The organism is Streptomyces sp. NPDC093600 (assembly GCF_044764755.1).
Classification (GTDB): Bacteria; Actinomycetota; Actinomycetes; order Streptomycetales; family Streptomycetaceae; genus Streptomyces.
Genome location: NZ_JBIWIU010000014.1, coordinates 125121 through 145849, shown reverse-complemented (window position 1 = coordinate 145849; position 20729 = coordinate 125121). Strand labels below are relative to the sequence as shown.

The following is a 20729-nucleotide window of genomic DNA, read 5'->3' as shown; positions in this document are numbered from 1 at the left end:
GATCGATCACGGGGTGGTGCGGTGGGCTGCCGGACAGGCCCCGGACGCCCGTCCTGCGGGTCCCGTCCTGCGGGTCCGGGCCGGCCTAGGGCCGCAGGCGCAGGCCGCGGGGGGTGGCGTGGAAGCCGGCGGTCTCCAGGGAGCGGGCCAGCGGGGAGGTGAGAGCGGCGGCTCCGTTGACCCGTTCCACCGTGACCGTGCCCAGCGAGCCCGCGAGGGCGGCGGCGGCCAGGGACTCGGCAGCGGCTCTCAGCGCCGGGTCGTCCGGGTCCGTGGGCCAGCACAGGAGCGTCTTCCCGCCGCGCTCCATGTAGAGCGTCAGCTCGCCGTCGACGAGAACCACCATCGCGCCGGCCTTGCGGCCGGGCTTGTGCCCGGCGCCCGTCGGCGGCTCCGGCCAGGGCAGCGCGGCGCCGTACGCGTTGGCGGGGTCGGCGGCGGCCAGGACCACCGCACGCGGCCCCGCGCCGGCCTCGGCGCCCCGGTCGCGTGCGGTCGCCGCCGCCCGCAGCCGGTCCACCGCGCCGTCCATGGCGAACTGGGCCGCGCCGAGACCCTCCACCACATAGCCGCGGCGCGCCTGCCCGCTGTCCTCGAAGGCGGACAGGATGCGGTACGTCGCCGAGAAGCCGCCCTCGACGCCCTCGGCCGCCACCGCGCCCCGGGTGACCACGCCGTGCCGGTCCAGGAGGGTGCGGGCGAGCGCGTGGGCGCGGTGGGTCGGTTCCGGCTCGGCGGGCGGGAGGAGGGACCACCGGCCGCTGACCGTGGGCGGACCGGTCCGGGACGCGGGTCGGGCGGCCGCGGTGAGCGTGCCGTAACGCCCCCGGGGGACCGTGCGCTTGGCGCGGTGGGCCGTGGAGCCCGCCGTGCGGCCGGAGCCGAGCAGGGAGCGCAGGGGGGCGAGGGTGTCGTTGGTGAGCCGTCCCGACCAGGTGAGGTCCCAGACGACGTCGGCCAGTTGGAGGTCGGTTGCGTCCGGGTGCGTGGTGGCCCGTACCCGGTCGGCGATCTGACGGAAGAACAGGCCGTAACCCCCGGACAGTGCCGTGAGCACCGACTCGTGGAGCGCGGTGGTCTCCAGAGGGTGCGGCGGCGGGAGCAGCAGGGGAGCCGCGTCCGCGAGATACAGGGACACCCAGCCGTCCTTGCCGGGCAGGGCGCCGGCGCCGGCCCAGACGACCTCGCCGGTCGTGGTCAGCTCGTCGAGCAGGGCGGGGGAGTAGTCCCTGACCCGGGACGGCAGGATCAGCTTCTCCAGCGCCGAGGCCGGTACGGGCGCGCCCTGCAACTGCTCGACGGCCCGGGCGAGGCCGTCGATTCCGCGCAGGCTGCTGCCGCCCAGGTGCTGCCACTGGGGCAGGAAGGTGGCGAGCGCGGCCGGGGGCACCGGCTCCAGCTCATGGCGCAGGGCCGCGAGCGAGCGGCGGCGCAGACGGCGCAGGACGGCCGCGTCGCACCACTCCTGGCCGATCCCGGAGGGGTGGAACTCGCCCTGTACGACCCGGCCGGCGGCGGCCATCCGCTGCAGGGTGCCGTCGGTGACGGCCGCGCCGAGACCGAAGCGGGCCGCGGCCGCGGAGGACGTGAACGGCCCGTGCGTGCGCGCGTACCGGGCGAGGAGGTCCCCCAGCGGGTCCTTGACCGGCTCGGTGAACGCCTCGGGCACGCCGACCGGCAGGGCCGTGCCCAGGGCGTCCCGCAGCCGTCCTGCGTCCTCGATCGCCGCCCAATGGTCGGCGCCGGCGATCCGGACGCGGATGGCCCGGCGCGCGTGGGCGAGCTGACCGGCCCATTCCGGATCGGCGCCCCGCTCGGCCAGCTCCGCCTCGGTGAGAGGACCGAGCACGCGCAGCAGGTCGGCGACGCCCTCCACGTCCTTGATCCGCCGGTCCTCGGTGAGCCACTGGAGCTCCCGCTCGAGTTCGGTCAGCACGTCCGCGTCGAGCAGTTCGCGCAGCTCGGCCTGGCCCAGCAGTTCGGCGAGGAGCCGGGAGTCCAGGGAGAGGGCGGCGGCCCGCCGCTCGGCGAGCGGTGAATCCCCCTCGTACAGGAACTGGGCGACGTACCCGAAGAGCAGAGAACGGGCGAACGGGGACGGCTCTGGGGTGGTGACCTCGACGAGGCGCACCCGGCGGGACTCGATGTCGCCCATGAGCTCGGTGAGTCCGGGGACGTCGAAGACGTCCTGGAGGCACTCGCGGACGGCTTCGAGGACGATCGGGAAGGAGCCGAACTCGCTCGCCACCTGGAGCAGTTGAGCGGCGCGCTGGCGCTGCTGCCAGAGCGGGGTGCGCTTGCCCGGATTGCGCTTGGGCAGCAGCAGCGCCCGCGCGGCGCACTCGCGGAAGCGGGAGGCGAACAGGGCCGAGCCGCCGACCTGGTCGGTGACGATCTGACCGATCTCGCCCTTGTCGAAGAGGGCGTCGGCCGCCCCGATCGGGGCCTGGTCGGCGTCGTACGTCGTGTCCAGGTGCCGGCCCGGGTCCACCGGGTCGTGGTCGAGGAGGTCCAGGCCCATCAGGTCCGCGTCGGGCAGCCGCAGCACGATCCCGTCGTCGGCGTGCATGACCTGGGCGTCCATGCCGTACCGCTCGGCGAGCCGGGCGCCGAGGGCGAGCGCCCACGGCGCGTGCACCTGGGCCCCGAACGGGGAGTGGATGACCACCCGCCAGTCACCGAGTTCGTCACGGAACCGCTCGACCAGGATCGTCCTGTCGTCCGGCACATGGCCGCAGGCCTGGCGCTGCTCGTCGAGATAGCCGAGGACGTTGTCGGCGGCCCAGCCGTCCAGGCCCGCGGCGACCAGCCGCAGCCGGGCGTCCTCCGGCGAGAGGGAACCGACCTCGCGCAGGAACGCGCCCACCGCCCGCCCCAGTTCGAGCGGACGGCCCAGCTGGTCGCCCTTCCAGAAGGGCAGCCTGCCCGGCACACCGGGCGCGGGGGAGACCAGGACCCGGTCCCGGGTGATGTCCTCGATCCGCCAGGAGGTCGTCCCCAGAGTGAAGACGTCACCCACCCGGGACTCGTACACCATCTCCTCGTCGAGCTCCCCGACCCGACCGCCGCCCTTCTTCGGGTCGGCGCCCGCCAGGAAGACCCCGAACAGGCCCCGGTCGGGGATCGTGCCGCCCGAGGTGACGGCGAGCCGCTGCGCGCCCGGGCGGCCCGTGACCGTCCCCGCCACCCGGTCCCAGACCACGCGCGGACGCAGCTCGGCGAACGCGTCCGAGGGATAGCGGCCGGCCAGCATGTCCAGGACGGCGGTGAACGCAGACTCGGGCAGCGAGGCGAAGGGGGCGGCCCGGCGGACCACGGTCAGCAGGTCGTCCATCTGCCAGGTGTCCAGGGCGACCATCGCGACGAGCTGCTGGGCCAGCACGTCCAAGGGGTTCGCGGGAACCCGCAGCGACTCGATCGAGCCGGTCCGCATCCGCTCGGTGACCACGGCCGCCTGGACCAGGTCGCCGCGGTACTTGGGGAACACCACGCCCGTGGAGACGGCACCGACCTGGTGCCCGGCGCGGCCGACGCGCTGGAGGCCGGAGGCGACGGAGGGCGGCGACTCGACCTGGACGACCAGATCCACCGCGCCCATGTCGATGCCCAGTTCCAGACTGGAGGTGGCCACCACCGCGGGCAGCCGGCCCGCCTTCAGGTCCTCCTCGACCTGGGCGCGCTGCTCCTTGGAGACCGAGCCGTGGTGAGCCCGGGCGAGCAGCGCGGGAGCGCCCTGGGCGGCACCGGACTGGGCCATGATCTCGGCCGGCGGAGACCCCTCCGGGAGCGCCTCGCCGGTGGCCCGCTCGTACGCGATCTCGTTGAGCCGGTTGCACAGCCGCTCGGCGAGCCGGCGCGAGTTGGCGAAGACGATCGTCGAGCGGTGGGCCTGGACGAGATCGGCGATGCGCTCCTCCACGTGCGGCCAGATCGACGGCTTGTCGCCGCCCTCCTGTCCTTCGGTGGCCGGGGAGCCGCCCAGCTCGCCCATGTCCTCGACCGGGACGACGACGGAGAGGTCGAACTCCTTGCCCGACGGCGGCTGGACGATCTCCACCTTGCGCTGCGGCGAGAGATAGCGGGCCACCTCGTCCACCGGGCGGACCGTCGCCGACAGACCGATACGACGCGCCGGGCGCGGCAGCAGCTCGTCGAGCCGCTCCAGGGACACCGCCAGATGGGCGCCGCGCTTCGTCCCGGCCACCGCGTGGACCTCGTCCAGGATGACCGTCTCGATCCCGGACAGCGCCTCGCGCGTGGCGGAGGTCAGCATCAGGAACAGCGACTCGGGGGTGGTGATCAGGATGTCCGGCGGCTTGGTGGCCAGCGCCCGGCGCTCGGCGGCCGGGGTGTCGCCGGAGCGGATCCCTACCCGCACGTCCGGCTCCGGCAGCCCCAGCCGCACGGACTCCTGCCGGATCCCGGTCAGCGGCGAGCGCAGATTGCGCTCGACGTCGACGGCGAGGGCCTTCAGCGGCGACACGTACAGCACCCGGCAGCGCTTCCTGGCCTCCGCGGGCGGGGGAGTGGAGGCGAGCTGGTCCAGGGAGGCGAGAAAGGCGGCCAGGGTCTTACCGGAGCCGGTGGGGGCCACGACCAGCACGTCCGAACCCGCGCCGATGGCCTGCCAGGCACCCTCCTGCGCCGCCGTGGGCGCGCTGAAGGCCCGGGTGAACCATCCGCGGGTCGCGGGGGAGAACGAGTCGAGCGCAGACCTGACCATGCCACCCATCGTGCACCCGACCACTGACAACCGCCCGGACCTGGGGAAACGAGCGGCGGACCGGAGTCGCCGACGGCGGCGGCGCGGAATGCAGAATGGGGACATGGCGACAGGGGAGCGGGCACGGTACTGGCGTTACTCGGAGCTGCCCGGCGTCGACCTGCTGCACGCGCACTACGTCCGCAAGGCCTTCGCCCGGCACACCCACGAGACCTTCGTCCTCGCCGCGATCACCGAGGGCGTCGAGGCCTTCCACTACCGCGACGAACTCGTGCACGCGGGCCCCGGGCAGATCGCCCTGGTCAATCCGGACACCTCGCACACCGGGCACGCGGGCGTGCCCGAGGGCTGGACGTACCGCACGATCTACCCGGACGCCGAACTCATCAGGTCGATCGCCGCCGACACCCTGGCCCTGCGGGGCTCCGTCGGCTTCACGACCCCCGTCGTGGACGACCCGTACGCCGCCCAGCTCGTCATCGGGGTCCACCGGGCCGCCGAGGAGGGCAACGCGCTCGCCGCCGACAGCCTCCTGCGGCTGGTCACCGCCAGGATGCTGCGCAGCCACGGCGGCCGGATCACGCCCCGCGCGCCCCGCTCGGCCGGTGCGCGCGACGCGGCACGCGCGCGTGCCGTGCTCGAGGAACGCATGGCCGACCCGCCGACCCTGGAGAGGCTCGCCGCCGAACTCGGCACCAGCCCCTTCGCCCTGCTGCGCGCGTTCCGTGACGCCTACGGGATGCCGCCGCACACCTGGCTGACCGACGCGCGCGTGCGGCGGGCCCGGCGCCTCCTGGACGCCGGGACGACACCGGCGGAAGCGGCCGTCGCCGTCGGCTTCACGGACCAGCCCCACCTCAACCGGCACTTCACACGGAGTGTCGGCGTCCCGCCCGGTGCGTACCAGCGCTCCCGCGGCGCAAGAACGTACAAGACCGACGGTGGCCGGACCACCTAACGTCCCTCGCGTGGCAGAACAGACAGCACCTCCCCGCACAGGGGAAGCACCCTCGAAAACAGACTCGGCCGTCGTCCGCGACGCCCTCGGCGTCGGGATCGCCGTCGGACTCTCCGGCTTCGCCTTCGGCGTGACCTCGGCCGGAGCCGGCCTCACCCTGCTCCAGACCTGCGCGCTCAGCCTGCTCGTCTTCACCGGAGCCTCGCAGTTCGCGCTGGTCGGCGCCCTCGCGGCGGGCGGGAACCCGTTCACGGCCGCCGCCGGCGCCTTCTTCCTCGGCACCCGCAACGCCTTCTACGGACTGCGTCTCTCGCAGCTGCTCGCCCTACCGCGCGCGGTCAGGCCGTTCGCCGCGCAGTGGGTGATCGACGAGACGACGGCGGTGGCGCTCGCCCAGCCCACACGGCGGGCCGTACGGATCGGGTTCACCGTCACCGGGCTCACGCTGTACGTGCTGTGGAACCTGACCACTCTCCTCGGGGCGCTCGGCGCCGAGGCCCTCGGCGACACCGAGGCCTGGGGTCTGGACGCCGCGGGCCCGGCCGTCTTCCTCGCGCTGCTCGCGCCGATGCTCCGTACCGCCACCGAGCGGGCCACCGCGGGGATCGCCGTCCTGCTCGGTCTCGGCCTGCTCCCCGTCCTTCCGGCCGGTGTCCCGGTCCTGGCGGCGGCACTCGCCGCGCCCGCCGTGCTCTGGGCGCGGGGCCGCCGCACGCGCGCGGTGGACCAGGGCGACGACAGCGGAACCGGTCAGGAGGACGCCCGATGAACGTCTGGATCGCGATCGGGCTCACGGCCGTGGGCTGCTACCTCGTCAAGCTGATCGGCCTGCTGGTGCCCGCGGGCGCCCTGGAGCGACCGGCCGTCCAGCGCCTCGCGGCCCTGCTGCCCGTGGCCCTGCTGGCGGCGCTCACCGCCCAGCAGACCTTCAGCGCCGACGGTGTCCTCGTCCTGGACGCCCGCGCGGCGGGGGTCGCCGCGGCGGCCGTCGCCCTGTTCCTGCGGGCGCCCTTCCTGGTGGTCGTCGGCGCGGCCGTGGTGGTCACGGCCGGGGTCCGGGCCGTCGCCGGGTGAGAAGCCGGGGGAGCCCGACCGGCGCGCGCACTCGCCGAGGGGCGCGCGGGCCGGTCGGCGTCCATCTGCCGCCTGCGCCCATCGGCCCGTGGCGCCCGCCGGTCGGCTGGCGTCCGCCAGTCGGCACCTGGCCCCCGGTCGGCATGCACCCGCCGGGCCGGCGCCTGGCCCCCGGTCGGCCACGCACCCCGCTTCCCGGCGCCCGGCCACGAGCCGCCATCGGCCGCTCAGGCGATCGGGCGGCCGTGGGCGCGCAGGGTCCGCAGGGCCTCGATGGTGACGATGGGCCGCGCCTCCAGCGCCGTACCGGGCGCCCACTCCTGCCAGTTGACCGGCCAGCCGCCGTCCGCCTGCTGAGCGGCGGCGAGGTGGTCGAGCGAGCGGGCCATCTCCTCGTCCGTGAACCAGCGGCGAGCCAGCGAGTCCGGCACGCGCGCGTAGTCGTACGGAAAGTGGCGCTCGCCCGGGGCGTACCCCGGCGCCACCGGGAAGTCGTCCGCACGCTCGGGGTCGAGGACCGCGAGCCCCTGCTCCCGTACCAGGCGCCCCAGCCGGTCGCCCGCCGCCTGCGCCCGCGACCGGTCGGGCGCCCCGTCGAGGAAGGCGACGGCGGCCTGGATCTCGTACGGATCGGACTTCTCCAGCGACTCCACGGCCGCCCAGCAGAACTCCGTGGCGCGGAACAGCCACGCGTGCCACACCTGGTTGCGGTGGAGCAGTCCGACCACAGGACCTGTGGCCAGCAGCGCGCTGGGCGGGTCGTCGACGATCGGGACGAACGGGGCCGAGGGGTAGGCGCCCTGCGACGGAAGGACGGCGGGCAGCGCCCCGTCGTGCCCGGACACCTCGGTCAGATAGCGGCAGATCCGCTCGATCCGCAGGCCGCCGCAGCGGCCGATGGAGTCCAGCACCCGCAGCGCGTGCGCGGTGTGCAACGGCTGGCTGATGGGGCCGCGAAGGTCGGGTTCGAGGGCGTGGCCGTAGCCGCCGTCCTCGTTGAGGTACGCCGACAGGGCGACCTCGACGGGTTCCGCGCCGCCGCGCAGGAAGTGATAGGCGAACCGCCGCTGTTCGAGTACGCGGGCCGTGAGCCAGACGAAATGCTCGGCACGCGCGAGGGGAGTCGTGTGCGGAGCCGCGGAGGGATCCGGGAGAGGAGTTCCAGCCATGGTCCGACCGTAGGGCGGAAAGGGCTCCTGACAAGGGTTAAGGACCGGGCTGCACTCTTGGGAGCGGGATACTGGGGTCATGCGGTTGACGATTTTCTGGGAGCGGATGGCGGACCACTTCGGTCCGTCCTACGCCGAGTCCTTCGCGCGGGACCATGTGATGTCGGAACTGGGCGGCCGGACGGTGTACGAGGCACTGCAGGCCGGCTGGGAGGCGAAGGACGTGTGGCGGGCGGTCTGCGCGGCCGTCGGCGTTCCCGACGAAAAGCGGTGACGCGCAGAGAAGCGGTGACGCGAAGGGGAGGGACGCGATGTCCGTCCGGTGCGCGAGACTGGCTGCGTGGCTCCGACTGACGAAACCGATGAGACCGGCGACACCGGCAGCACCGACGAGACCGGCAGGAAGGCGGCCGGTGGCGCGGCGGCGCCCGGGCGGCCGACGCCCGGACCGGGCGTGACGGCGGGCGGCCGGGCGGCCGGAGGCGACGCGGGGGGCGGGAGAAACGACTCCGCGGAGGAGGCCGTGCCGCCCAATGCCCGGATGCCCCGCTGGCTGCCGCGTGCCCTGGTCCTCGCCCTCGCGCTGTACGCCTGCTTCCAGCTCGGCAGCTGGGCCTTCCACCAGCTCATCGGGCTGCTGGTCAACATCCTGGTCGCCTTCTTCCTCGCCCTCGCCATCGAGCCGGCCGTCGGGCGCATGGCGGCCCGAGGGATGCGCCGCGGCCTCGCGACCTTCCTCGTCTTCTTCGCCGTCATGGTCGTCGGCGTCGGCTTCGTCGTCCTCCTCGGCTCGATGCTCGCGGGCCAGATCGTCGACATGGTCGAGAACTTCCCCAAGTACCTCGACTCGGTCATCCACTGGATCAACCAGACCTTCCGTACCGAGCTCTCCCGGGTCGAGGTCCAGGACAGCCTGCTGCGCTCCGACTGGCTGCGGAAGTACGTCCAGAACAGCGCGACGGGCGTCCTGGACGTCTCGGCCACCGTCCTCGGCGGCCTGTTCCAGCTGCTGACGATCTTCCTGTTCTCGTTCTACTTCGCCGCCGACGGCCCGCGTCTGCGACGCGCCCTGTGCTCCGTCCTGCCGCCGGCCCGTCAGACCGAGGTGCTGCGCGCCTGGGAGATCGCGGTCGACAAGACCGGCGGCTACATCTACTCCCGCGGACTGATGGCGCTGATCTCCGGCGCCGCCCACTTCGTCCTGCTGGAGGTCCTGGGCGTGCCGTACGCGCCCGCGCTCGCGGTGTGGGTCGGTCTGGTCTCGCAGTTCATCCCCACCATCGGTACGTATCTGGCGGGCGCCCTGCCGATGCTGCTCGCGTTCACCGTGAACCCCTGGTACGCCGTGTGGGTGCTGGTCTTCGTCGTGGTCTACCAGCAGTTCGAGAACTACGTCCTGCAGCCGAAGCTGACCTCGAAGACCGTGAACATCCACCCGGCGGTGGCGTTCGGCTCCGTGGTCGCCGGTACGGCGCTCCTGGGCGCGGTCGGCGCGCTGATCGCGATTCCGGCCGTCGCCACCCTCCAGGCGTTCCTCGGCGCCTATGTGAAGCGGTACGACGTGACCGACGACCCGCGCGTCCACGGCCACCGGCGCTACGGCGAGGCGGTGGTGGCCCGGCTGCAGAAGGCGCTGCACCACAAGAAGGAGCAGGGCCAGGCGCGGCCCGGCAAGGACGGGGCCTGACCCCGCTCAGCGGTGGTCCCGGCCGCCCTACGTGGTTTCGCCCGGCCGCTCGGTGGAGCGGGAGCGTCGGTGGGCCGCGACCCGTTCGCGGGTCGCGCATCGGCGGGAGCAGTAGCGGCGTTCCGGTCCACTGCCCTGGGCGATGAAGACGTTCTGGCAGCCGGGTGACGCGCAGATCCTGCCGGGCGGGCGCTGACGGTCCCAGAGGAGGACGGTCAGGGCCATGCAGGACGAGGCCAGGAGCCACTCGTCCCAGGGGGCGTCGTCGTCGCGGTCGAGGTGGGGGTGCCAGGGGGTACCGCCACCGTGTGAGGTCAGGCGGAGTGGCCCGGTGTGCTCCCGCAGGAGGCGGTTGAGGGCCGCGGCGGCGCTGTCGGTGTGCTCCGCTGCGAAGACCTCCCGCAGCAGGGCGGCGGCCGCGCGCATCCTGGCGAGTTCGTCGGGGGTGAGGTCGACGGGGTCTGTCTCGCCGTACGCGCGCAGGACGTCGGCGACATCGGCGGGGTCGGGAGGTTCGCCGGCGAGAGCGTTGATCAGGGCGGCGGTCCGTCGGGCCGTGGCCAGCACGGAGTGCCGGGTCGACCAGTCGTCGATGAGGGAGGACACCTGCGGAATGTAACGCATATTGAAGAGTTTTGAGTTACTTCCGTAACGTCTCGTAGATGAAAAACCGTTACGCGCTGCCCTCCTATCTCGCGGGGGCGGTGGCAGCTCGCGCCGGGGACGAGATGTCGGGACCGGCGCTGATGCTGGCCGCATTCGCCCTGGCCGGATCGACCACCGACGCGTCGTCGTTGCTCGCGGGCATCACCGTCTCCGCCGCGGTAGGGGGGCCGGTGCTCGGGGTGCTCCTCGACAGAGCGGGACGGCCGGGCCGCCTGCTGGCGGGAGCCTTGGTCCTGTACGCGGCGGGCCTGGGGACGGTTCTCGCGGGCCTCGGCCGCCTGCCGCTCGCCGTCATCATCCTGATCGCGGTGGTCACGGGGCTGCTGGGGCCGGCCCTGTCGGGCGGTTGGACCGCTCAGCTTCCCCGTGTGGTGCCGGACGGCCACCTGCCTCGGGCGAACGCACTCGATGCTGTCACCTTCGGTCTGGCCGGTCTGGCCGGTCCGGCTCTCGTCGGCGGCGTGGCGGAGGTGCTGGGGGCCCCGGCTGCCGTGGTGGTCTCCGCGGCTCTCATCGCTTCGGCATGGCCCGCCGCGTGGCTGCTGCCTGCCCGTCCCGGTCGTCCCCGTCGGGTGCGGGGCGGTCGGGCGGCCGCGGTGATCAGTGACCTTGCCGCCGGGGCGCGGATCATCGTGGGACGGCCGCCGTTGGCCCGGGCGACCCTCACCTCGGTCCTCTCCTGTGCCGCTCAAGGCATGCTCACGGCCTGCGTCGCACTCCTGGGTGAGCGCGTCCTGGGCGGGACCGGCCGTGGCGCGGTGCTGCTCTCCTGCACAGCGGTCTCCGCCCTGGTGGCCACCGCCGTGCTCGCCCGGTTTCCGCGCCCCCTTGCCCCCGACACGATCATCTGGGCCGGTGCTCTCGTCCAGGCTGCCGCGTTGTCCCTGGCCGCGTCGGGCGGACCCGTCGTACTCATCCTGGCCGCGTTCCTCGCTGGGATCGGTGAAGGGCCCCAACTGGCCGCTTTGTTCGCGATCCGCCACCGAGAGTCGCCGGAACACCTGCGCGGCCAGATCTTCACCACGGGCGCCAGCGTGAAGATCACCGGTTTCGCCCTGGGGGCGGCGGTCGCCGGACCGGTCGTCAGCTGGTCCCTGCCGGGCGCTCTGGCGCTCGCGGCGAGTGTGGCGGCTCTGGGGGCACTGGCCTTCTTCGCGGTTCCGGCACCCCGCGCCGACGCAGCCTGAGCGTGCGGTCGGGGGCGCTCACGATTCCTCGTCCACGGTGTCACCGGAGGGCAGGGCCGCCCTCCTTCTGCGGTACACCACTACGCCGCACACCGCGAGGAGGACGGCCACCGCGGACACGCCGAGGGCCGTCCGCTCGGCGAAGAGCCTTCCCAGCACAGCGAGCACGCCGAGCCCCGCGGTCGCGTAGATCAGCGCCCAGGCCGCTCCGCCCACGAACAGGGCGGGGAGGTAGCGGCGCAACGGCATGCGCATGCTGCCCGCGAGGAAGTTGGCGGCGGTCTGGAAACCGACGGTCAGGAAGGAGACGGCCACCACCGGGGCGCCCCAGCGCTGGATCGCCCGCTCGGCGCGCCGGAACTTCGCCGAGGAGATCCGCTCGGCGAACCTGCTGCGCCGGGCACCGGCGCCGGCGAGCCACCCGACGGCGAACGTCCCTCCGGCGCGGAGCAGAACGATGACATACAGGGCTCCGGCAGTGAGCGCGATCCTATCCACGACGCCTCGCCCCGAGCTCCGGGCCGGAACGCGGGAGTCCCGTCACTCGCACGGGCGTCCCGCCCCAGTGGGCGCGTGACGGCGCACTAGCTCGGTCACCGTCTCTCACCCGCGCCCTGCCTCTGTCCGTTCCGACACATGGCTGCCCCGCAGCCAGGTAAGGCCAGCCTAACTGAACGCGCATACGGGGGGTATAGGGCACCGGGCTCGCCGCCTCGCCGACCCTGGGCTCGGTGGCCACATGCGGCGCTCGGTCGCATCGGGCTCCACCGTCGGCGTGGTGCGCTTGACACGAAAATCGAACATCCATTCTTATTGGGGTTCCGGCCCTTGGATCACGGGCTTTTCGGTGGGGGTGCCGTCGAGTTATCCACAGGGCGGACGGACGTCGGGGCCCATTGTCAGTGGCAGGGGTTAGCGTCTTTCACATGAAGCGATCGACTCAAGCAAACCGGGTGGAACCCATGGCAGGAACCGACCGCGAGAAGGCCCTCGACGCCGCGCTCGCACAGATTGAACGCCAATTCGGCAAGGGCGCCGTGATGCGCATGGGCGACCGCACCCAGGAGCCGATCGAGGTGATCCCCACGGGATCGACCGCCCTCGACATCGCCCTCGGCGTCGGCGGGCTGCCGCGCGGCCGTGTCGTGGAGGTCTACGGCCCGGAGTCCTCCGGTAAGACGACCCTGACCCTGCACGCCGTCGCCAACGCTCAGAAGGCCGGCGGCCAGGTCGCCTTCGTGGACGCCGAGCACGCCCTTGACCCCGAGTACGCCAAGAAGCTCGGCGTCGACATCGACAACCTCATCCTGTCCCAGCCCGACAACGGCGAGCAGGCCCTCGAGATCGTCGACATGCTGGTCCGCTCCGGCGCCCTCGACCTCATCGTCATCGACTCCGTCGCCGCGCTCGTCCCGCGTGCGGAGATCGAGGGCGAGATGGGTGACTCGCACGTGGGTCTGCAGGCCCGGCTCATGAGCCAGGCCCTCCGGAAGATCACCAGCGCGCTCAACCAGTCCAAGACCACCGCGATCTTCATCAACCAGCTCCGCGAGAAGATCGGCGTGATGTTCGGCTCGCCGGAGACCACGACCGGTGGCCGCGCCCTGAAGTTCTACGCCTCGGTGCGCCTCGACATCCGCCGGATCGAAACCCTCAAGGACGGTACGGACGCGGTCGGCAACCGCACCCGCGTCAAGGTCGTCAAGAACAAGGTCGCGCCGCCCTTCAAGCAGGCCGAGTTCGACATCCTCTACGGCCAGGGCATCAGCCGCGAGGGCGGCCTGATCGACATGGGCGTGGAGCACGGCTTCGTCCGGAAGGCCGGCGCCTGGTACACGTACGAGGGCGACCAGCTCGGCCAGGGCAAGGAGAACGCCCGTAACTTCCTGAAGGACAACCCCGACCTCGCCAACGAGATCGAGCGGAAGATCAAGGAGAAGCTGGGCGTCGGAGTCCGGCCGCAGGAGGCCTCGGCCGAGCCGGCCGCGGGCGCCGCGGGGACCGCCGAGACGCCGGCCGCGGACGACGCGGCCAAGGCCGCCGCCCCGGCGGCGAAGGCCACCAAGGCGACCAAGGCCCCGGCGGCCAAGAGCTGACGCGGTGACCGGGCGCACCGAATGGCCGGGCGACAGCCCCGACTCGTCGAGGGCCGAGAAGGAGCTGTCGCCCCAGGATCCGGCTGAGCGGGCGCGGGCGATCTGCCTGCGCCTGCTCACCGGGACCCCCCGCACCCGCAAACAGCTCGCCGACGCGCTGCGCAAGCGGGAGATTCCGGACGAGGTCGCCGAGGAGGTCCTCTCCCGCTTCGAGGACGTCGGTCTCATCGACGACGCCGCCTTCGCGGACGCGTGGGTGGAGTCCCGGCACCACGGCCGGGGTCTGGCACGCCGGGCCCTCGCCCGCGAGCTGCGGACCAAGGGCGTCGATCCGTCGCTGATCCAGGAGGCGGTGGGTCAGCTCGACTCCGAACAGGAGGAGATCACCGCGCGCGAGCTCGTCGACCGCAAGCTCCGGGCCACTCGCGGCCTGGAGCGCGACCGCCGGCTGCGCAGGCTGGCGGGCATGCTCGCCCGCAAGGGGTACGCGGAGGGCATGGCCCTGCGGGTCGTCAGACAGGCGCTGGAGGAGGAGGGCGAGGACACGGAGGGGCTGGAAGAGCCCTTCTAGGCCGAGGGGCAGGCGATTGGGGCGCGGCGGGCCCCACCGCCACAACAGGTGCATCGGTGTCGGTCACGCTCCGGAGGACACCATGTGGGCCCACGCGAGTCATGTGACGTCCGCGGTCCGGTCGCTCTTCTCGGACACGGTTTTGGCCGCTCCCTCGGAGCCACTCTCGACCGACCCCTTCGGCGCGGACGCCGACCCGGACCCGGCCCCGGACGCCGCGCCTGCCCGAGCCCCGGACCCGGACCCCGACGCCGCCCGCACCCCCGCCCCGGACCCGGGCGCAGGCGCCGGCCTCGGCAGCTCCTTCGCTTTCGCCACCGCCCCGCCCCGTGCCGCGTCCGCCGCCGCGTACAGCTCAGCGGGACGAACGCCGGAGAACGAGGCGACCAGATGCCCGTCCGGACGTACGAGCAGGACGGTGTGGGCCGCCGCGCCCGGGTACGCCTCGGTCACGAGCAGCTCCGCCCGCGCCGGCAGCGCGCGCACCGCCTCGGCGAGCTGGGGCATCACCCCCGCGCTCATCCAGTGCCGCCGGTCCCACACGCCCGTCCCCGGGGCGACCAGGACGACCAGGAGCCGCCCCCGACCGAGCCGGTCCCGCAGCCGTACCGTCGTGCCGTCCGGCGCCGTCACCCGTACGTCCTCCACCGGTGCGCCGACGCCCGTGGCCACCGGGGCCGAGGAAGCACCGGCGTCCGGGGCGGCGAGAGGGGAGTGCGGGTAGGCAGGCGGCGCGCCCAGGGGACCGCGCCCCAGGTGCCCGTCGGTCAGCAGGGTGTCGTGGCCGCGCGAGCCGCCCGGCAGGTAGGTCCGCAGGCCCCCACCGCCACGCAGCACCGGCAGCGACTGGTCGGCGGCCCGCAGGCGCGAGGCGACGGCCGCCCGCCGCTCGCTCTGGTAACTGTCGAGCAGCGTGTCCGAGGCCCCGTGGTGCCAGGCGTGCGCGAGTTTCCACGCCAGGTTGTCCGCGTCCCGAAGCCCCTCGTCGAGCCCCTGGGTGCCGACCGCGCCGAGGAGATGGGCCGCGTCGCCCGCGAGGAAGACCCGGTCCACCCGCCAGCGCCGGGCGAGCCGGTGGTGCAAGGTGTGGACGCCGGTGTCGATCAGTTCGTACGGCGGTGTCTCGCCGCCGCACCAGCCGGCCAGCGTCTCGCGGATGCGGGTGACGAGCGCGTCGGGCGTGACGAGTTCGCCGCGCGGCGGCAGCAGCCAGTCGATCCGCCAGACCCCGTCGGGCAGCGGGCGCGCCGAGATCTCGTCGCCGCTGCTGCGCCACGGCGGCTGACGGTGCAACACCGCCTCACCGGGCCAGGGCAGTTCGGTGCGCAGCGCCGCGACCGCGTGGCGCTCCACGGCCGTACGGCCCGGGAAGCGGACGCCGAGCAGCTTCCGCACGGTCGAACGGGCGCCGTCGCAGCCGACCAGATGGCTGCCGCGCCACCAGGTCGCCCCGGGCCCCCGGGTGTGCGCGGTGATGCCGCCCGCGTCCTGCTCGATCCCGTCGAGCCGGGCGTCGGAGATCAGCTGGACGAGTTCCTGCCCGGCGATCGCGTCGCGCAGCCCGCGCGCGAGGGCGTGTTGAGGGAGGTGCAGCGGAGCCGCAGGCCCCTCCTCGTCACTCTCCGTACCGCCGAGGCCGAGACTCAGCTCGATGTGCCTCATCTGTTGCTTCCGGCGCAGAGAGCGCCAGCCGACCCAGCGGACTCCCTCGTCACGCAGGGTGGTGCAACCCAGGCGTTCCACCATCGCCGCCATGTCGGCACGGAGAACCACCGTACGGGCGGGGCGTGACTCCTCCTTGCCGGGCCCCTCGTCGAGGACGACGCTGGGTACGCCCTGCGAGGCCAGGGCAAGGGAGAGCGCGAGGCCCACGGGCCCCGCGCCGACGATGATCACCGGGTCCACGGCGTGGCTCCTGAAGGCCGTTCGGTCATGCGGGAAGCACAGCGAAGGGTGGCGCGAGCCCGGTGCGTGATCACAGAACGTATGCAACCCACTGCGGGTGCGTGCGTCAAGTGACGGGGGCAGCGGCGCGGCCGCCACTGCCCCCGGATGATGTCACATACTGTCAGTTCTTCGTGATGCCAGGCCCGTCGTTCCGGTCGGGCCCTGCGTCGGTGCCGCCACCGCCGCCGATGCCCTGCGCGGCGTCGCTGCTCAGCACGATCGCCGTCGCCGTCGGGTCGGGTACGACGATCCCGGTCTTGGCCCGGCGGCCCCGCTTCTCGATCCAGGTGGCGAGGGCGGAGAGCACCAGACACATCGCGATGTAGATGGTGCCGATGACCACGATGGTGGAGACGTACGGGTACTGGCCGTTCACCTGCGTGTTGGAGGCGATCAGCCGGGCCGTCTGGAGCAGCTCCGGGTAGAGGATCACGAAGCCGAGCGAGGTGTCCTTCAGGGTGACGACCAGCTGGCTGATGATCGTCGGCAGCATCGACCGCACGGCCTGCGGCAGCAGGACGGTCGTCATGACCTGCGTCTTGGTCATGCCGAGGGCGTATGCCGCCTCACGCTGGCCCTTGGGCACCGCGTTGACGCCGGCGCGCAGCACCTCGGCCTGCACACAGCCGTTGTAGATCGACAGGCCGAGCGCCAGCGCCCACATCGAGTAGTCGGTGAGGAAGCCGACCCATACGGCATAGATCGTGATCAGCAGCGGGATGGAGCGGAAGACCTCGATGAAGGCCGTCGCGAACCAGCGAACCGGCTGGTGGTCGGAGAGCCGGGCCACGGCGAGCAGTACGCCGAGCACGAGCGAGCCGACGGCCGCCAGGCCGAACGCCTTCAGGGTGGCGAGCACGGCGTCGGCGATGTTCTGCCGGATGCCCGCATAGTTGAAGATGTCCCACATCGCGGGGTCGAGGTGCCCCTTGTCGCTCAGCCGGAGCACGCTCACGGCGAGCAGCGCCACGATGGCGACGGTGCCGAGGACGGCGTAGATCCGGTTGCGGACGCGCGCCTTGGGTCCGGGGCTGTCGTAGAGAACGCTGGCACTCATCGGGCGACCTCCATGCGGCGCTCAAGGAGACGGAAGATCCCGCTGATCGTGAAGGTGATGACCAGGTAGGCGGCGGCGACCCAGATGAACACCGGCGCGATGGCGTAGCCCTGCTCGCTCATCAGCGTCTGCCAGCCGAAGAGTTCGGTGACGCTGAAGGCGCCGGCGATGGCCGAGTTCTTGGTGAGCGCGATGAAGATCGAGCTCAGCGGCGGCAGTACGGTCCGGGTCGCCTGCGGCAGCACGATCATCCGCAGTGTCTGCGAGAAGGTCATGCCCAGCGAGCGGGCGGCCTCTGCCTGACCGATCGGCACCGTGCTGATGCCGGAGCGGACGGCTTCGCAGACGAAGGCGGAGGTGTAGAAGCCGAGCGCGAGCGAGGCGAGTACGAAGGGGCTCATCCCCGGGAAGAGGATCTCCGGGATCACGAAGAACGAGACGAGGAAGAGCAGCGTCAGAGGGGTGTTGCGCAGCAGCGTCACCCAGAGGGTGCCGAAGAAGCGCAGCGGCGGAACGGGCGAGACCCGGAAGCCGGCGACGAGGACGCCGAGGAGCAGCGCGATGACCGAGCTGACGGCGGTGATCGACACGGTTCCTATGAAGCCGTCGCGGAACTCCGGGAAATGGTCGAGCAGTACGTTCATGAGGTCTCCGCGTCGGCGGTCAGCGGCCTACGGTCGAGGCGTGCCAAGGCTTACGGACAAGGGCTTCGGACAAGGGCTTACGGGCACGGTGGACGCGCACGGGCTTACGGGCACGGTGGACGCGCACGGTGTACGGGCGCAGGGGGAGCGGCGCCCCGTACGTCCGTACGGGGCGCCCGATGTCAAGCAGAGGCTCAGTAGCGGTTGAGGGCCGGCGGCGCGACGTAGTCGGAGCCGGACAGACCGAGGGTGGCCTCGTAGATCTTCTTGTACGTGCCGTCCTTGACGTACTTCTCCAGCGTGTCGTTGATCTTGTCCCGGAGGGCCTTGTCGTCCTTGTTCATGCCGACGCCGTAGGGCTCCTCGGTGAACGGGTCGCCCACGACCTTGAGCTTGCCGGCGTTGGCGGCGGCGTAGCCCTTGAGGATGGCGTCGTCGGTGGTGACGGCGTCGACCTGCTTGGTGAGCAGCTGCTGCACGCAGTCCGAGTACTTGGCGAGCTCGGTGGTCTGGGCGCCGTACTCGGGCTTCTTGATCTCCTGCAGCGGGGTGGAGCCCGTGATGGAGCAGACCTTCTTGCCCTTGAGGCTCTTCGGGCCGGTGATCGCGGTCTCGTCCTTGCGGACCAGGAGGTCGGCGCCCGCCTTGTAGTACGGACCCGCGAAGCCGACCTGCGCCTTGCGCTTGTCGTTGATCGTGTACGTGCCGACGTAGTAGTCGACCTGGCCCGTGGAGATCGCCGTCTCACGGAGCTTGGAGTCGACGGTCTTCCACTCGATCTTGTCCTCGCTGAAACCGAGCTCCGCCGCGATCATCTTGGCGATCTCGATGTCGAAGCCGGACCGCTCCTTGGTGGCCTGGTCCTCGAAGCCGAGGTAGGGCTGGTCGGCCTTGGAGCCGATGATCAGCTTCCCGCGCTTCTGCGCTTCCTCGAGGGTCGGCGAGTCCAGCTTCACGTCCGTGGCGACGATGTACTTGGGGAGCTGGGGAGCGCTCTTGTCGCCGGGCTTCACGGCGGGCTTGTCGCCGGCGGAGCCCTCCTTGCCACCACAGGCGGTGGCGGTCAGCGCGAGGACGGCGACGGCCACGGCCGCGCTCTTGCGGAGCTTCATGGTGAACATCCCTTTGTTCGTGGGTTGCTGATCGACAGGTGAAGCATGGGGGAAGCCCGCTGACGAGATGGTCAGTGGTGCAGGATCTTCGACAGGAAGTCCTTGGCCCGGTCGCTGCGCGGGTTGCTGAAGAACTGGTCGGGCGTGGCCTCTTCGACGATCTTGCCGTCGGCCATGAACACGACGCGGTTGGCGGCGGAGCGCGCGAATCCCATCTCGTGGGTGACGACCACCATCGTCATGCCGTCCCGCGCCAGCTGCTGCATGACCTCGAGGACCTCGTTGATCATCTCGGGGTCGAGGGCCGAGGTCGGCTCGTCGAACAGCATGACCTTCGGGTCCATCGCCAACGCCCGCGCGATCGCGACACGCTGCTGCTGGCCGCCGGAGAGCTGCGCCGGGTACTTGTCGGCCTGCGTGCCGACACCCACCCGGTCGAGCAGCGCACGCGCCTTGGTCTCGGCGGCCGACTTCTCCGCCTTGCGGACCTTGACCTGTCCCAACATCACGTTCTCGAGCACGGTCTTGTGCGCGAAGAGATTGAAGGACTGGAAGACCATGCCCACATCGGCACGGAGACGGGCCAGCTCCTTGCCCTCCTGGGGCAGCGGGCGGCCGTCGATGGTGATGCTGCCGGAGTCGATCGTCTCCAGTCGGTTGATCGTGCGACACAGTGTGGACTTACCGGACCCGGAGGGCCCGATGACGACCACGACCTCGCCACGGGCGATCGTCAGGTCGATGTCCTGGAGCACATGCAGCGCGCCGAAGTGCTTGTTCACGTTGGACAGCACGACCAGGTCGCCCGCCGCCGCTACGGCGTCTTCCGAGCCCTTGGTCACTGACACTCCGCTCATCGGCTTCTTGCTCCGTCCTCCTCGGTTGGGAGGACACTAGGCACGCGGTGCGACCACCGTCATTACATCTGAGCGGAAATTGAGGATAACGATCCGGCCGCAACCGGACACACTGCGTGAACGGGACGCGCACGGCGTACCGGGTCCATAACAGAAACCCTGGCGTAACAGGGGGAGACTTGACTGTGACGCCGACGATCGGCGTTCATGCCCTGGTACACCCTGGTACACAGAACACCATCACCTGAACATCGAGCCACGGAGGAGGGTCATGAGACTGCTGCTCGTCGAGGACGACGATCACGTCGCCGCGGCCCTGTCCGCCGTACTGGCGAAGCACGGGTTCACGGTCACGCACGCCCGCAACGGCGAGGAGGCGCTCCAGGCGGTGCTGCCCGCCGCACACGGCGAGCGCCCCGCGTACGGAGTGATCCTGCTCGACCTCGGCCTGCCCGACCAGGACGGATATCAGGTCTGCGGCCGGATCCGTAAGCTCACCACCACGCCGGTGATCATGGTGACCGCGCGGGCCGACGTCCGCTCCCGCATACACGGCCTGAACCTCGGCGCCGACGATTACGTGGTCAAGCCGTACGACACCGGGGAGCTGCTCGCCCGGATCCACGCCGTCAGCCGGCGCACCACCGGGGGCGAGGAGTCCACCGCGCCCGGCGACGGCAGCGCGCTGCTGCTCGGCTCCGTCAGCATCGAACTGCCCACCCGGCGGGTCACCGTCGACGGCGCACCCGTCCAGCTCACGCGGAAGGAGTTCGACCTCCTCGCGCTGCTCGCGCAGCGGCCCGGGGTCGTCTTCCGGCGCGAGCAGATCATCAGCGAGGTGTGGCGCACCAGTTGGGAAGGGACCGGCCGCACCCTGGAGGTGCACGTCGCCTCGCTGCGCTCCAAGCTGCGGATGCCCGCCCTGATCGAGACCGTGCGCGGCGTCGGCTACCGCCTGGTCGCCCCGGCCGCGTAGCCGCC

General features: G+C 72.1%; 18 protein-coding genes. 9 read left to right on the top strand and 9 right to left on the bottom strand.

Going from position 1 to position 20729, the window contains the following annotated elements:
• Window positions 1–85: 85 nt before the first annotated feature.
• Window positions 86–4723, bottom strand: a complete 4638-nt coding sequence (locus tag ACIRB4_RS28035) for an ATP-dependent helicase (RefSeq protein WP_403294987.1) — start codon at window positions 4721–4723, stop codon at window positions 86–88.
• Between the two features lie 103 nt (window positions 4724–4826).
• Here ACIRB4_RS28035 and ACIRB4_RS28030 point away from each other — a divergent pair, with 103 nt between their 5' ends.
• Genes ACIRB4_RS28030 through ACIRB4_RS28020 form a run of 3 tightly spaced genes read left to right on the top strand, consistent with a single transcriptional unit; the run spans window position 4827 to window position 6755 of the window.
• Window positions 4827–5681 carry an AraC family transcriptional regulator gene (locus ACIRB4_RS28030; RefSeq protein ID WP_403294986.1) on the top strand — a complete coding sequence of 285 codons (855 nt, stop codon included), beginning with the start codon at window positions 4827–4829 and terminating at the stop codon, window positions 5679–5681.
• 10 nt (window positions 5682–5691) lie between these two features.
• Window positions 5692–6450 (top strand): AzlC family ABC transporter permease, encoded by a 759-nt coding sequence (locus tag ACIRB4_RS28025; protein WP_403294985.1) that lies wholly within the window; start codon window positions 5692–5694, stop codon window positions 6448–6450.
• Window positions 6447–6755, top strand: coding sequence for an AzlD domain-containing protein (locus tag ACIRB4_RS28020; protein WP_403294984.1), 309 nt, complete (start codon window positions 6447–6449; stop codon window positions 6753–6755). Before ACIRB4_RS28025 ends, ACIRB4_RS28020 begins: the two co-directional genes overlap by 4 nt.
• A 227-nt stretch (window positions 6756–6982) precedes the next feature.
• Here ACIRB4_RS28020 and ACIRB4_RS28015 read toward each other — a convergent pair whose 3' ends face one another.
• A complete protein-coding gene (locus ACIRB4_RS28015; RefSeq protein WP_403294983.1) occupies window positions 6983–7924 on the bottom strand; it encodes a hypothetical protein in 942 nt (313 codons plus the stop codon).
• A 79-nt stretch (window positions 7925–8003) separates the two neighbouring features.
• Here ACIRB4_RS28015 and ACIRB4_RS28010 point away from each other — a divergent pair, with 79 nt between their 5' ends.
• Both ACIRB4_RS28010 and ACIRB4_RS28005 read left to right on the top strand, forming a co-directional pair.
• Window positions 8004–8198, top strand: a complete 195-nt coding sequence (locus ACIRB4_RS28010) for a DUF3046 domain-containing protein (protein ID WP_403294982.1) — start codon at window positions 8004–8006, stop codon at window positions 8196–8198.
• A gap of 267 nt (window positions 8199–8465) precedes the next feature.
• A complete protein-coding gene (locus tag ACIRB4_RS28005; RefSeq protein ID WP_403295000.1) occupies window positions 8466–9611 on the top strand; it encodes an AI-2E family transporter in 1146 nt (381 codons plus the stop codon).
• Window positions 9612–9638: 27 nt separating this feature from the next.
• Here the strand turns inward: ACIRB4_RS28005 and ACIRB4_RS28000 are convergent, their stop codons facing one another.
• Window positions 9639–10235 (bottom strand): CGNR zinc finger domain-containing protein, encoded by a 597-nt coding sequence (locus ACIRB4_RS28000; RefSeq protein ID WP_403294981.1) that lies wholly within the window; start codon window positions 10233–10235, stop codon window positions 9639–9641.
• A gap of 38 nt (window positions 10236–10273) precedes the next feature.
• Here ACIRB4_RS28000 and ACIRB4_RS27995 point away from each other — a divergent pair, with 38 nt between their 5' ends.
• Entirely contained in the window at window positions 10274–11464 is a 1191-nt protein-coding gene (locus tag ACIRB4_RS27995) for an MFS transporter (protein ID WP_403294980.1), read from the top strand.
• A gap of 18 nt (window positions 11465–11482) precedes the next feature.
• On the opposite strand, the gene ACIRB4_RS27990 is transcribed toward ACIRB4_RS27995, so the two are convergent.
• On the bottom strand, window positions 11483–11962 hold the full coding sequence (locus ACIRB4_RS27990) for a DedA family protein (RefSeq protein WP_403294978.1): 480 nt from the start codon (window positions 11960–11962) through the stop codon (window positions 11483–11485).
• A gap of 464 nt (window positions 11963–12426) precedes the next feature.
• Between ACIRB4_RS27990 and recA the strand changes: the two genes are divergently transcribed.
• Window positions 12427–13560: a recombinase RecA gene (gene recA, locus ACIRB4_RS27985; RefSeq protein ID WP_403294977.1), complete on the top strand. Its 1134-nt coding sequence runs from the start codon at window positions 12427–12429 to the stop codon at window positions 13558–13560.
• Between the two features lie 4 nt (window positions 13561–13564).
• Window positions 13565–14131: a recombination regulator RecX gene (gene recX / locus ACIRB4_RS27980; protein ID WP_403294976.1), complete on the top strand. Its 567-nt coding sequence runs from the start codon at window positions 13565–13567 to the stop codon at window positions 14129–14131.
• A 99-nt stretch (window positions 14132–14230) separates the two neighbouring features.
• Here the strand turns inward: recX and ACIRB4_RS27975 are convergent, their stop codons facing one another.
• From ACIRB4_RS27975 to ACIRB4_RS27955, 5 genes are all read right to left on the bottom strand, one after another.
• Window positions 14231–16036, bottom strand: coding sequence for an FAD-dependent monooxygenase (locus ACIRB4_RS27975; protein ID WP_403294975.1), 1806 nt, complete (start codon window positions 16034–16036; stop codon window positions 14231–14233).
• 163 nt (window positions 16037–16199) lie between these two features.
• Complete coding sequence (locus ACIRB4_RS27970; RefSeq protein ID WP_403294974.1) at window positions 16200–17135, bottom strand: amino acid ABC transporter permease; 936 nt, start codon at window positions 17133–17135, stop codon at window positions 16200–16202.
• Complete coding sequence (locus tag ACIRB4_RS27965; protein WP_403294973.1) at window positions 17132–17779, bottom strand: amino acid ABC transporter permease; 648 nt, start codon at window positions 17777–17779, stop codon at window positions 17132–17134. The genes ACIRB4_RS27970 and ACIRB4_RS27965 overlap by 4 nt, the downstream gene beginning before the upstream one ends.
• A gap of 194 nt (window positions 17780–17973) precedes the next feature.
• Complete coding sequence (locus ACIRB4_RS27960; RefSeq protein WP_403294972.1) at window positions 17974–18891, bottom strand: glutamate ABC transporter substrate-binding protein; 918 nt, start codon at window positions 18889–18891, stop codon at window positions 17974–17976.
• A gap of 71 nt (window positions 18892–18962) precedes the next feature.
• Entirely contained in the window at window positions 18963–19748 is a 786-nt protein-coding gene (locus ACIRB4_RS27955; RefSeq protein ID WP_403294971.1) for an amino acid ABC transporter ATP-binding protein, read from the bottom strand.
• 271 nt (window positions 19749–20019) lie between these two features.
• On the opposite strand from ACIRB4_RS27955, the gene ACIRB4_RS27950 reads away from it, so the two are divergent.
• Window positions 20020–20724, top strand: a complete 705-nt coding sequence (locus tag ACIRB4_RS27950) for a response regulator transcription factor (RefSeq protein WP_403294970.1) — start codon at window positions 20020–20022, stop codon at window positions 20722–20724.
• Window positions 20725–20729 lie beyond the last annotated feature (5 nt).